This window comes from Denitrificimonas caeni DSM 24390 (genome assembly GCF_000421765.1).
GTDB classification, from domain to species: Bacteria; Pseudomonadota; Gammaproteobacteria; order Pseudomonadales; family Pseudomonadaceae; genus Denitrificimonas; species Denitrificimonas caeni.
The window spans coordinates 38,875-51,237 of record NZ_ATXQ01000003.1 but is presented as its reverse complement, the minus strand read 5'-3'; the positions used below and the strand labels follow the sequence as shown (position 1 = coordinate 51,237).

The window sequence follows — 12,363 nt, the reverse complement described above, 5'->3', positions numbered from 1 at the left end:
CCGTTTAGATATATAGGTTGTATTTTTATTCGGTTAAGTGAGGGTAGGAGTTGCGTATGCCGCGATAAATGGCGCCTTCACGTGAGAGTACTAAAACAGCAGTGCCTTGCTCGAATACATGGCTAGCATCATCAGGCTCAAGTTGAATGTAATGGCTGTAGCCATGCTGATCTTTGACCCGAGCTTCTGCCGGGTATCCATAGGCTGCGGTGCCTAAGGTGATTGTCGCGATGCGTCCGATTAAGCTTTCTGAGCTGACCGCGGTGGTTTCATCTTTGGGCATGAGCCATTGCAGCAGTCCGCCACAGGCGCGCACGAGCGGCAAACTCAAGAGCATGATCAATGGTGCAGCAATCCAGCCCGGTGCTAACCATCCGCTCAGCTCATGCAAGATGTTTTGTACGATCAGACCAAGTAAGCCAAAGCACAGCAGAAACACCATCAATAGCATCAGCAATGGCACTTGACCGACCCGCAACCAGCCAAGAAAGCGGCTCAAAGCCGATTGCGCATCCAGTTGTGCAACTTCTGCATGAGGTGAAAAATCAGTTTCAGGCAGCACACTTTCGAGAAGGTTTGATATACCAAGACCGAACAGCATGCCTACGCCTTCTAGTAGTGCAATCATCAGCATTAACAGTAATGCCGCACTAAAAGCGATGTTTTCACTGGCCAGCATCATCGCAAACATTAGCTTTGCTCTGCTTTAAGAGCAGCTAAACGTTCGGCAATTCTGTTGTGACGGGCGAGTTCGTCCAGTTCGGCAAGTTTGCTGGCGCTGGTCAGCGACACATCGCGCCCGGCAATACCTGTGGCTTTTTCAAGCACACGGTCAAAGCTTGCACCTGCACGGTTGGCTTTATCGGCTGCGCTATCGCCTTGCTTGCTGGCAACACTGGTTGCACTTACAGATGCGGCGCGTGTTTGTAGAAAGGCGTTTAATTCAGACTTCATTTCGCGCTTTTTCGCTTGTAGCGCTTGAATAAAACCTTCCAGTTCTTTTTCTCTAGCAGTAGCGTTGGCAATGCTGAGTTCGAGCACAGGCATCCGCGCTTCAATGTCGATTTGTTCGGCGATGCCAGCTTCGGCTAAATCATCGCGGCTATTGGCTACGGCGATATGCAGTTGCTCAGCTAAAACTTCATAGCGATTGTTTTCTTCAATCAGTTTTTTGCTAGCTAAATGCTTCTGCGCTATTTGCTGGCCCAACTCAGCTTGTGTATCAGCGATTGCTGAGTCGACTTCACGAATAGCTTGCTCCATAACCAGTTCTGGTGATGCATTTTCAACAGCATCAACTAATGCATTGACGCTGCCACTCATCAGTCGAGCAACTCGACTCGTTATGCTTTCATTCATGCTTCTTCTCCATGTGATTTTGTTTGTACTCATGCAACAGTGTCGCTAAATCGAATGCGGTTTTTTGTTTTGTGTGTGATGTGTGCTGACTGGTGATTGCTAAAGGCAGCAGTAACGCATTGAGATAAAAAATTTTATCAAGCATGTCTGCATCGGCTGCTTGCAGTTCTTGTGTACTTAAGTTGGCGCTGCGTGCCGTTAAGGTTTGCAGGCTAGCAAACAGGTCAGGCAACGTATCAAGTACACGTAAAGTTGCATCAGGCAGGTAATTCAGAGATTGCTGGCGTACCAGTAGTTGATGCTTCATTTTGCCAAACAGCTCTTGGGCTTGACTGAGATTTTGCGCATAGTCCTCACAACTACTTTGTTGGCGTCGAGTTTCTGCAAGCAGTCCTCGTAGTTTCTCGGAGGGTGTACGCGCACCGTCAAACTCTAGCGTGCTAATAAACTCGGCATCTTCAACACTAATGCGGGCACTAAAAGGTATGGTCTTGCCACTCACATGACTCTCCAGAGTTATTTAGCGATGGTTGGCGTCATTGTATTCAAATGAATACATAAGTAAATAAGCAGAATGTGATGGGCTTAGCGTTCTCCGGGTTTGGTGGTTTTGTAGCGACTTTAGCCGCTTAAAGTGGCGTGTCTGCGTGGATATACAAAACTGAATAGGTCGGGTCGTCAGTTATTTTTTGATTTTTTTATCGCTGATTAAATAAATATTTAAAATGCTTATAGCGAATTGATCTTAAAATACTCTTTTTAAGGTTGCTATCGATGAGTCATAGCCCTAAAGTGCGCGGCTAGAACGCTCATGCTGAAACGATCCATCCGGCTCAAGTACTGACGACGAGAGGTTGATAGCGCTTAACGCTATAAATCCTCGGCGACATGCCTTGGGAAGTAGGCGAACCAAAGTGGGGAAACGGATTCAGCGTTCAGATTTAATCCCTTATTTTCTTGATTTTGCCATGACCCGGAGAGGAGTCCCCCTATGTCCATTAAAGTGGAAGATTACTTCGCGCCTGATACATTTAAAAAAATGAAGGCGTTTGCTGACCAGCATGAAACTCCATTTGTAGTGATTGATACCGCAACCATCGCACGCGCTTACGATGAAATTGCTGAGAATTTTCCTTTCGCGAAAATTTATTACGCAGTGAAAGCCAATCCAGCGGTCGAAATTACTGAGTTGCTGAAAAACAAAGGTTCTAACTTTGATATTGCCTCGATCTATGAGCTCGATAAGGTGATGTCGTGTGGTGTGAAGCCTGAGCAAATCAGCTTTGGTAACACCATTAAAAAAGCCCGTGATATTCGCTATTTCTATGAGAAAGGTGTGCGCATGTTTGCCACTGACTCAGAAGCGGATTTACGCAATATCGCCAAAGCCGCTCCTGGCTCAAAAGTCTATGTGCGTATTCTGACTGAAGGCTCAGGCTCAGCGGATTGGCCGTTGTCGCGTAAGTTTGGCTGCCAAACCGATATGGCCATGGATCTGCTGGTGTTATCCCGTGAGCTGGGCTTAATTCCTTACGGCGTATCCTTTCATGTAGGTTCACAGCAGCGTGAAATTGGATCTTGGGATGCAGCGATTGGTAAAGTGAAAATCATTTTTGAGCGCCTGCTCAATGAAGATGGTATTCGCTTGCAAATGATCAATATGGGCGGCGGTTTTCCAGCTAACTATTTAAACAAAACCAATACCTTGCAAGCCTACGCTGAAGAAATCACGCGCTTCTTAAAAGAAGACTTCGGTGATGATTTACCAGAGATTATTCTTGAGCCAGGTCGTTCGTTGATTGCTAACGCCGGTATTTTGGTCAGTGAAGTGGTGCTGGTTTCACGTAAATCGCGTACCGCGGTTGAGCGTTGGGTATTTACTGATGTAGGTAAGTTCTCAGGCTTGATTGAAACCATGGACGAGTCGATTAAGTTCCCGATCTGGACTGAAAAGCAGGGCGAGCTGGAAGATGTGGTGATTGCCGGCCCTACCTGTGACAGCGCCGATATTATGTACGAGAACTACAAATACGGCTTGCCGTTGAACTTAGCCAGTGAAGATCGGCTCTATTGGTTATCAACAGGTGCTTACACCACCAGCTACAGTGCGGTTGAATTCAATGGTTTTCCGCCGTTGAAATCCTATTACTTGTAAGAGCTACGGTTGATATAACAAAAGTGAGTTGATATATATCAATAAAACAATAGCAATGATAATCGTTATCATTTAGGATTCCTCCTCCCATAAAGAGGAGGATTTCCCTTGCCTGCATCAATCGTTTCTTCAAAAAAACAACCGCGTTCTTTGTTGGTGACGGCTGTTGGTATTGCGCTTGCTTCCGCCAGCCATATCTCAGTTGCCCAAGAATCCACATCGGCAGTTGAGCTGGATTCACAAACTGTCGTCGGTGAAACACCTGCTTATCGCAGCACGCATTCGGTTTCGGTGAAAAACACTGCACCGCTTTTTGATACGCCACAAACCATTCAGGTTATTCCTGCTGAAGTGATTAAAGAGCAGCAAGCACTGAGCTTGCGCCAAGTCCTGAGCAACGTCTCAGGTATCACCTTCAATGCCGGTGAGGGGGGTGGTGGTTCAGGTGACAGCATCAATATTCGTGGCTTTAGCGCCAATGCCAATATGCAAATTGATGGCCTACGCGACAGTACACAAACCAATCGCACTGACACCTTTAATATTGAAGCCGTTGAGGTAATTAAAGGCCCTAACTCAGTATTTGGTGGCAGCGGTACTACCGGTGGTAGCATCAACCAAGCCAGTAAAGCGCCTAAGCAGCGTAATTTTGCTGAACTCGGAGCATCCTTAGGTACCGATGGTTATCACCGCATGACTCTGGATGCCAATCAGCGCTTAGAAGGCGTGGGCACTGGCAGTGCGTTTCGTTTAAATTTAATGGCACACGAAAATGATGTGCCAGGCCGTGATGACATTGACCGTAAACGTTGGGGCATTGCGCCATCGGTGTTGTTTGGTCTGAGTGACGCCACGCGCTTAACGCTGAGCTATTTCCATCAGGTCGACGACAACTTGCCCGACTACGGTGTGCCAGCGCGCGACGGTAAAAAGCTGTCTGGTGTCAGTCGTGATGATTATTTTGGTTTTCGCAACTTTGATAAAGAAGAAATCACTAGCGACGCTTTCACGGTTAAATTTGAGCACGATATCAGCGATACACTGCAAGTGCAGAACTTAACCCGCTACAGCCGGATTGATCGCGATACCGTGATTTCTGCTGCGCATGTCAATGTGACTGGCTTACCGCCAGGCCGTTATAAACCAGCCGGCCCACAAGGTTATGGTCGCGATGTCGAGTCACAAATGTGGATCAATCAGCTGAGTTTGATTGGTGAGAATAAATTATTAGGCATGCAGCACAGTTGGGTGGCCGGTGGCGAAATCTCCCGCGAAACCTACGAGCGCGAAGCTTACAACCACGCCTTTGATTTTACTGGCATTGATTATGACTTATACAATCCTCCAGGCTATTACGCTGGTCCCGCGCAGCGCACCTCTTTGGATAACACCGAGACTCATCTGACCAATAAAGCTGTGTATGCCTTTGATACCATTAGCTTAACGCCACAATGGGATATCAATTTGGGCTTACGCTATGACTGGCTCAATGGCGACTATGAAAAAACTACAGTTAATACTGGAAAATATGAGAAGTATCGCACTGAAGACAAAAAACTCAGTGGCCGTGCCGGTTTAGTTTACAAGCCTGCGGATAATGGTCGAATTTATGTGGCCTATGGTACTTCTTTTAACCCATCTGCTGAGTTTTTAACGTCGATGGGTTCAGGTGTTAGTAATGCAACGGCTGATTTGTCCTCAGAGAAAAACCGCACACTCGAGCTGGGGACCAAGTGGACCTTCTTCAACAGCGCTTTAGAGTTGGACGGTGCGATTTTCCGTGTGGAAAAAACCAATGCGCGTGAACAGCTCGCTGATGGCTCTTATCGTCTTGCTGGTGAGCAGCGCGTGCAAGGTGTGGAGTTAGCTGCCACGGGTAAAGTGACTGACGACTGGAAGGTCTATGCTAACTACACCTATTTAAGCAGTGAAACCACCAAGTCCAATGATGCGAAGAAAAAAGGCCAAGCCTTAGCCAATACACCGCCGCACTCATTCAACTTGTGGACCACCTACGATTTACCACAAGGCTGGCAAGTGGGTTATGGTAGCCGTTATGTCAGTCAGCGTAATGTCACTTCGGCGGATAGCGCCAAACTAGCTGAGTACTGGGTGCACAATGCTTTGGTCGCTTATCAAGTCAATGACCAGCTCAATGTGCAGCTCAATATGAATAACATCTTCGATAAAGACTATGTTGAACGTGTACGCCAAAACGCAGGGGCTGATTCACGTTCATCAGCTGTTGAGTTTGGTGATGGGCGTAATGTGATTTTATCCACTACGTATAAGTTCTAAGCTAACTCGCCCTCTAGGCTTTGCGCGTAGAGGGCGTTTTGAGATGAAAATTATGATGCTACATATCCCTAATGTACTAACCGCGCAGCAGGTGCAAGACTGTCGCCAGTTATTGGCACAAGCCAGTTGGCAGGACGGTAACGTCACCGCGGGCTTTCAGTCGGCAATGGCAAAAAACAATTTACAGCTCGCGCAAGACTCCGCTATTGCGATCAATATTGGTGCACTGATTGTGCAGGCGCTGCAGAGTAATCCATTATTTATCTCAGCAGCTTTACCTGAGACGATTTTTCCACCGCTATTTAACTGTTATCAAGCAGGCCAAGGTTTTGGTATTCATGTCGATAACGCCATTCGCACTGATCCCCGCACTGGGCAAAAAGTGCGTACAGATTTATCGGCGACTTTGTTTTTTAGCGAGCCGGATGAATACGATGGCGGTGAACTGGTGGTGGAAGACACTTACGGTGCGCACAGTGTGAAGTTACCGGCTGGCGATATGATTCTGTATCCATCAAGCAGCTTGCATCAGGTGATGCCGATCACGCGTGGCCAGCGAGTCTGCTCGTTTTTTTGGCTACAGAGCCTGATTCGTGAAGATGCGCAGCGCAGTTTGCTGTTTGATCTGGACACCAGTATTCAAGAAGTCAATCAAGCGCTCGGTGTCGGCCATGCCACCAGTGTGCAGCTGACCGGTGTGTACCATAATTTGCTCAGACGCTGGGCACGTTAAGCTCCACAGCCCATCTCAATATAGATCAGTACGATAACGTCCTTGTTGCTGCAAGCTCTGCAGCTGCTCTGCACCGAGCAACTGCGTCAAGGTTTCTTGCACACCACGCCCCATCCCTTGCAAGCGACCGCAAACATAAATTGTCGCTCCTTGCTCGAGCCAGCTGATTAAACGCTGTTGCTGCTCAACTAGATAATCTTGCACATAACGCGGTGTGTTTGCATCGCGGGAAAACGCGTAATCAAGATAAGTGAGGTGCTGACTGCGTTGCCATTGGTGTAATTCTTCAGGCAGCAGTCGATCAGTGCGCGGGCAACGCTCACCTAAAATGAGCCAGTTTTGGCTTAACTTTGGTCGTTCGGCAAGGTGTGCTCTTAAGCCAGCTAAACCGCTGCCAGCGCCAATAAAAATCGCCGGTTTGTCGTGCGCTGTAGCGTGAAAGTTAGGTTTAGTGCAGCGACTAAAAACAATACTGTCGTTAATGTTAAGTGCTGTACAGAGCCAGCCTGAGCATTGCCCCGGCGTTTGTTTGGCATCGTAGTTAAGACGCACAATCAGTTCTAAATAGCCACTGGCTGCGCTCGATGCAATGGAGTATTCACGGGTGCTAAACGCTGGATTATTGAAGGGATGAACCCGCACAGTATCGCCAGCTTGCCAGTCACAGTACGCGGTTTGAAAACGCAGTTTATAAAGACCTGGGCTGTTGCTGTACGGATTGAGATGCTGGCGCTCGAGCAGAGTGGCATGAAACCAAGAGGGTTGGTATTGGCTCGCTGCAATAGCGTCGATGGCAAAGTGTGCAGCCATACACTGCTGCCAGTGTGCCAGCTGCTCTGCTTGCATATTGTCCACTGTCATCAAGGGTAAGCTGAGTGTGGCACCCTGTGCGATTAAGCGGGCTTGCAGTTGCTCAGCAAACTTACAAAATTCAGGGTAACGGCGATCACCCAACCCCAGTACATGAATCTTTAAATGCTGAAGACTGCACTCGACGGTTAGTTTTTTTAAAAAAAAGCGTGCATGTTCAGGCGCTTCACCCTCGCCGAAGGTGCTGACGATAAAAATGATTTCTGTGCTTTTTTGTAGCAGGCTGCTACTGAGCTGTTCTAGCGCTAAACAGCCTGCAGGTTTGCCCGCTTGGCTGAGTTGTTGCTGCAGTTGCTGAGCAAGCTGCTGGGCGTTACCACTTTGGCTGGCCCAGACAATGAGCCGATCTCCTGTCGCGTGAGAAATGCTGCGTTGCTTGGCGCGATAACCACGCCAAGACCCAATGCAGCATGCGCAATAACTCAGTAGCACGCCAGCAGCAATGAGCTGGCGGCTACTGTCAGCAACGATCTCAAACATGCCTGCTTACGGCGCTAACACTTCAAGTGTAGCGGTGTAGCTGGCGCGTTTTTGGCTTGCCGGCGATGCAGGGTTTTTGATCGGCTGGCTGCTGATCGCTTCGAGCCAATACATACCAGCCTGTGGCCAAGTGATGGAAACTGCGCCATCTTTGTCGGTCGTCAGCTGCATGTCATTGAGTTCATCGCGATAGCGAATCCCTGCAGCAATCACCGTGACTTTTAAATCCGCCGCGGGTTTACCATCGAGCAGGAAAGTAAATTTTGCTGCTTCACCGGCAAAGAGGTCATTGGGGTGGGTGTTTGCCACCAGCTCTAAGCCGTTGTTAGTCGGTTGCAGCACGTGCTCAGAGGGTTGCCCTGAAGTGACAAAAACTTCCATGCGGCTGGACGTTTCAGTGACTTGTAGCTGTTCTGCGTCTTTGGGCACGTGTTTGGCAAAATCTGCTGCTTGGCCTGACCAGCGCTTCATTTCGCCATTTTCTTTATAACGGGCAAGTAAACCATGGTTGGCAATTGCCAGTTTCCAAGTGCCTTTCTGATTTAGCTGAACGTCGAAGGTGCTGCGATAGCGGCCAGTATTGCCAAATTGCGGCTGCGCTAAGCTGCCGTCTGGGCGAAAAATCTGCAGTTGTGCACGTGGGTGTGCAGGAGCTTTAGCCGCGGGGTTTTGTCCAGGCATTACCAAGGGTTCACCGACGCCCTCAATTTGTAGCGGAAAGTGCTCAAAATAGAAAATATCATTGGATACCGCGGCATCCACGGTAATCCAAGGCTCTTCGCCGGAGAGTACCGTGGCGGAAGGCAGCATCCAGGCACGGTGAGCGTTAGCGCTGAGTGGTAAACATAAGGCTAACGCCAGTGCGGTCCATTTAAACATAGGTTTCATACTGTGGGTTCCTTAAGGATTGACGGTGAGGGTGATACGACCAAGCTCGGAGCTACCTTGTGCGCGAGCGACTTGCGTTTGCTGTGCTGGCCAGCTAAAGGGGATACGCAGAATTTCACGACCGCCAACTTCGCGAGCGGCCTCAACCAGCAGCTCATAGTTGCCCGCTTTGAGTGGCTTTAAAGCAGCGCTGTCACGGCTAAAGTTGACTGTGTGTGTGCCCACGGCACGGGTGGCAGCGCTGACACCATCGACGGGCAACTCAAGGCTGCGACCGCTGCGCCGCCACCATTGGCGCATATCTTTGAGCCATTTTTCTCCCTCGTTGTTTTTCATTTTCAGGTCATACCAAACATTTAAGTCGGTAATATGCTGATTGTCTTGTTCAATCCACAGCGCAACGTAAGGGCGGTGATATTCCGCAACATCGAGGCGAGGTATTTCGATCTCAATCTGTAAGTCCGCAGCGCTAACCGACAGACTGGTTGCTAAAGCGCACACAGCAAGAGCGTGTTTAAGCATGGAGCGATCCTTCTTTAATGAATAAATAACAGCATGATCAGTAGTGGGATTACCAAGCCAGCCAAGGTGACCGGCCAAGTGCTTGGGCGCATCTTAGTTTGCCGCGTTAATAGCCACAGACCGGTGAAGCTAAACACCACGCAAATACCAGCAAAAATATCAATAAACCAAGACCATGCTTCGCCGGTGTTACGGCCTTTATGGAGGTCGTTTAAATAAGCGATCCAGCCGCGATCGGTGCTTTCATAGAGAAAATCACCAGTGTCCAAATCAAGACTGAACCAACCATCTCCGCCAGGGCGCGGTAAGGCCAGATACAGCTCATCAGCCGGCCATTCCACAAGGCTTGGATTGATTGAGCGCTGCAGTTGTTGCTCAATCCATTGCTGTGTCGATGGGGGTATGTGTTGTTGTGTTGCGGCGAGTTGCAGTTCTGCGAGTAATGGCTTTGGTAAGGCGCTGTCGAGGGTAACGATGTGCGGTTTAGCACTAATTTGGTTGGCGTGATTTAGAGTTATGCCGGTGACGGCAAACAGCAGCATGCCAGCTAAGCACAGTGCCGAGCTGATCCAGTGCCATTGCCGAAGTGTGCCGAGCCAAACAGGAGGACGCATAAGGAGACCTGATGCAAACACCACCCGCGCATGTTGAATGCGAGTGGTGTTTAAACGAGTGGAAAGTTAGAACGCGTAGGTGGCTGACATCCATAGGCGACGGCCTTCTTCAATGGTGCCTGAAGAGCCTGAAGTGGAGTGCGTGTAGTCTGTGCCGTAAGCGATACCGTTAGCGACGCCAGCATTGCTGTAGGTGGCGTAACTTTTGCCTTTAACAAAGTCTTTATTGAGCAGGTTGTAGATGGTGGCGTTGAGAGTCAATTCTTCAGTGGCTTGATATGAACCGCCTAAGTGGAACAAGGTATAAGCTTGCATGTTCTTGCCAAGATTTTGATAAATAGACTGGCTGGTGGAGTAACTGCCATTGGCGTTGGCAAGGTTGGCGTATTTTGAGGTGAAACGTGCGCGTTCGCCGCGGTATTCACTTTTCAGCCACAAATTAAGCTTGTCTGTGGTGGCCCAATTTAAGCTGGCGTTAGCCAAGTGCTTCGGTGTATTGGTTAAAGGTTCGCCCTTATCTGTGCCGCTTTTCTGCTCGCTGTCAGTAAAGGTGTAGTTGGCGTTGATGCTCCAAGCATCAGCGAATTGCCAGCGACCTGCCAGTTCAAAACCTTGGGTAATGGCTTCATCAACGTTAATTTTTTGAGAGCACTCGCCGCCCGTATTACCGGCGCAGAGTGGATCGATAATGGGATTGCCGGTGGCGATTTTATCTTTAAATTTGTTATGGAAAATTGTGGCGTTGGCATTAAAACCGGTAAGGTTATCAAAATATACGCCAAACTCAGTGCTGGTACTGGTTTCTGGCTTTAAGTTGGGGTTGCCGATTGTGGTGGTTTTACCTTGTCCGGTCACACCGTTAATACCACTGTGTAGATCATTCAAACTTGGAGTCTTATAGCCTTTGCTCACGCCGCCTTTCAGTGTCCAATTATCATTGGTGTTCCAGACTAAGTACGCACGTGGACTGGTATGGCCGCCAAATGCTTGGTGGCGGTCATAGCGCGCGCCCAACGTCAGAGCTAGATCATCGGTCATGTGCCATTCGTTTTCGGCAAAGACAGCAGCTGCCTCTTGCTTAAACTTCTTGGTGGCGATGCCGTCTTCCAATTCAGCATCCCAGTACTGGCCGCCAAGAGTGCTGACCGTATTGTCGGTAAGCGCTGTGACAAACTTAGTGTCGACAACTAAATCAGTGGATTTTAAGGTGCGTTTATCGCCGCCAACAATGTCAGGAAAGCCGACGTAACCTGTGCCAATGGTGCCAGGAATGGTGCGACCAAAGGTTTCGGTGGTGTTGTAGGTGATCGCACTGTCTAGCGTACCCAGATCAAAACGACCGGTATGAGTTAAGGCGTATTGAGTGCGCTCAAACTTGAGTTCATCACTGTAACCATTGGCTTTACTTACATCGTTAACAGCGCAGCCATCGATCGCGTCGCCGCCTTTTTTGCCATCTAAAGTACCCAGTTGGCAGTCATCGTTATTGTATCGTTGCCGACCTTTTTCAAAATCTAAAGCAAAGTCATGGTTATCCTGTGGAGTGAAGTTCAAACGAGCGCCAAGGTTGAAGTTTTGCCCTTCAACCGGCGAGGGGCCGCGTTTGCTGACATTGATGCCGTTACCGTAGGTTAGATCTGATGCTTGGCGATCAAAGAAACTACCGCGTACGTTGAGGCCGAGCAAGCCCTCAACCAGCGGGCCGCTGCTGTAAAAACTGGTGCCGCCGGTATCGCCGAAGTCACGCTCTTCTTGGTAGGTGTAGTCTGCGGTGACGCTACCAGTCCACTCAGTGCCAACTTTTTTAGTGATGATATTAATGATGCCGCCCATGGCGTCAGAGCCATACAGGGTCGACATTGGGCCGCGGATCACTTCAATGCGCTCAATGGCTGACATTGGTGGCATAAAGCTGGTGGATGTATCGCCAAAGCCGTTCGGCGTCACACTGCCCGCTGGGTTTTGGCGACGACCATCAATTAAAATCAGTGTGTAATCGCTAGGCATACCACGCATGCTGATGTTTAAGCCGCCAGTTTTTCCGGTGGTTTGTTTAACATCGATGCCTTCAACATCATCTAAGGCTTGAGCGAGATTGCTGTAGCGTTTCTTTTGCAGATCGGCGTTGCTCACCACGGAAATACTGGCTGGCGCATCGGTGATTTTCTGCTCAAAACCTGAGGCGCTGACAACGGTTGAGCCCAGTTGTGCAGGGGATTGATTGGCAAGGGCAAGGCTGCTGCTGAGTATTGAACACGCCAGCAATGAATAAGCAAATGGGATACGCATAGCAAACTCCAAATAAGAATGCCGCGCATGATAACCATTCCTATTTGTAAAGTAAATACAGATGCGAATTATTATTGTTTAGATTGGCTTGAGCTTGAGAGCTTAGCCCTTTTTAGATGAAAGTTGCTCTGCCGTTGATTCTTTTTACCGCGATT

Annotated in this window: 11 protein-coding genes; 3 read left to right on the top strand and 8 right to left on the bottom strand. The window is 48.9% G+C overall.

Annotation, left to right across the window (positions count from 1 at the left end; genetic code table 11):
- Positions 1–25: 25 nt before the first annotated feature.
- Genes H591_RS0105600 through H591_RS0105590 form a run of 3 tightly spaced genes read right to left on the bottom strand, consistent with a single transcriptional unit; the run spans position 26 to position 1,861 of the window.
- The gene (locus H591_RS0105600; RefSeq protein WP_028244208.1) at positions 26–691 is read right to left on the bottom strand and encodes a YqiJ family protein; all 666 of its coding nucleotides are present in this window, start codon (positions 689–691) and stop codon (positions 26–28) included.
- A complete protein-coding gene (locus H591_RS0105595; protein ID WP_022965968.1) occupies positions 691–1,359 on the bottom strand; it encodes a PspA/IM30 family protein in 669 nt (222 codons plus the stop codon). The genes H591_RS0105600 and H591_RS0105595 overlap by 1 nt, the downstream gene beginning before the upstream one ends.
- Entirely contained in the window at positions 1,352–1,861 is a 510-nt protein-coding gene (locus tag H591_RS0105590) for a hypothetical protein (RefSeq protein WP_022965967.1), read from the bottom strand. The genes H591_RS0105595 and H591_RS0105590 overlap by 8 nt, the downstream gene beginning before the upstream one ends.
- Positions 1,862–2,350: 489 nt before the next feature.
- Between H591_RS0105590 and H591_RS0105585 the strand changes: the two genes are divergently transcribed.
- From H591_RS0105585 to H591_RS0105575, 3 genes are all read left to right on the top strand, one after another.
- A complete protein-coding gene (locus H591_RS0105585) occupies positions 2,351–3,514 on the top strand; it encodes a type III PLP-dependent enzyme (protein ID WP_022965966.1) in 1,164 nt (387 codons plus the stop codon).
- A 108-nt stretch (positions 3,515–3,622) separates the two neighbouring features.
- On the top strand, positions 3,623–5,812 hold the full coding sequence (locus H591_RS0105580) for a TonB-dependent receptor (protein WP_022965965.1): 2,190 nt from the start codon (positions 3,623–3,625) through the stop codon (positions 5,810–5,812).
- A gap of 52 nt (positions 5,813–5,864) precedes the next feature.
- On the top strand, positions 5,865–6,545 hold the full coding sequence (locus tag H591_RS0105575) for a Fe2+-dependent dioxygenase (RefSeq protein WP_028244206.1): 681 nt from the start codon (positions 5,865–5,867) through the stop codon (positions 6,543–6,545).
- Between the two features lie 15 nt (positions 6,546–6,560).
- On the opposite strand, the gene H591_RS14925 is transcribed toward H591_RS0105575, so the two are convergent.
- From H591_RS14925 to H591_RS0105550, 5 genes are all read right to left on the bottom strand, one after another.
- Complete coding sequence (locus H591_RS14925; protein ID WP_022965963.1) at positions 6,561–7,895, bottom strand: NADPH cytochrome P450 oxidoreductase family protein; 1,335 nt, start codon at positions 7,893–7,895, stop codon at positions 6,561–6,563.
- Positions 7,896–7,901: 6 nt separating this feature from the next.
- The gene (locus H591_RS0105565; protein ID WP_022965962.1) at positions 7,902–8,783 is read right to left on the bottom strand and encodes a DUF4198 domain-containing protein; all 882 of its coding nucleotides are present in this window, start codon (positions 8,781–8,783) and stop codon (positions 7,902–7,904) included.
- Between the two features lie 12 nt (positions 8,784–8,795).
- On the bottom strand, positions 8,796–9,305 hold the full coding sequence (locus H591_RS0105560; protein ID WP_022965961.1) for a DUF2271 domain-containing protein: 510 nt from the start codon (positions 9,303–9,305) through the stop codon (positions 8,796–8,798).
- A gap of 14 nt (positions 9,306–9,319) precedes the next feature.
- Positions 9,320–9,919, bottom strand: a complete 600-nt coding sequence (locus tag H591_RS0105555; protein WP_022965960.1) for a PepSY-associated TM helix domain-containing protein — start codon at positions 9,917–9,919, stop codon at positions 9,320–9,322.
- Between the two features lie 66 nt (positions 9,920–9,985).
- Positions 9,986–12,208 carry a TonB-dependent receptor domain-containing protein gene (locus H591_RS0105550; RefSeq protein ID WP_022965959.1) on the bottom strand — a complete coding sequence of 741 codons (2,223 nt, stop codon included), beginning with the start codon at positions 12,206–12,208 and terminating at the stop codon, positions 9,986–9,988.
- Between the last annotated feature and the right edge of the window lie 155 nt (positions 12,209–12,363).

Excerpts from the sequence above, each read along its gene's own strand:
- H591_RS0105600 (WP_028244208.1), bottom strand. The coding sequence starts at position 691 with ATGTTTGCGATGATGCTGGCCAGTGAAAACATCGCTTTTAGTGCGGCA.
- H591_RS0105595 (WP_022965968.1), bottom strand. The coding sequence starts at position 1,359 with ATGAATGAAAGCATAACGAGTCGAGTTGCTCGACTGATGAGTGGCAGC.
- H591_RS0105585 (WP_022965966.1), top strand. The coding sequence starts at position 2,351 with ATGTCCATTAAAGTGGAAGATTACTTCGCGCCTGATACATTTAAAAAA.
- H591_RS0105575 (WP_028244206.1), top strand. The coding sequence starts at position 5,865 with ATGATGCTACATATCCCTAATGTACTAACCGCGCAGCAGGTGCAAGAC.
- H591_RS14925 (WP_022965963.1), bottom strand. The coding sequence starts at position 7,895 with ATGTTTGAGATCGTTGCTGACAGTAGCCGCCAGCTCATTGCTGCTGGC.
- H591_RS0105565 (WP_022965962.1), bottom strand. The coding sequence starts at position 8,783 with ATGAAACCTATGTTTAAATGGACCGCACTGGCGTTAGCCTTATGTTTA.
- H591_RS0105560 (WP_022965961.1), bottom strand. The coding sequence starts at position 9,305 with ATGCTTAAACACGCTCTTGCTGTGTGCGCTTTAGCAACCAGTCTGTCG.
- H591_RS0105555 (WP_022965960.1), bottom strand. The coding sequence starts at position 9,919 with ATGCGTCCTCCTGTTTGGCTCGGCACACTTCGGCAATGGCACTGGATC.
- H591_RS0105550 (WP_022965959.1), bottom strand. The coding sequence starts at position 12,208 with ATGCGTATCCCATTTGCTTATTCATTGCTGGCGTGTTCAATACTCAGC.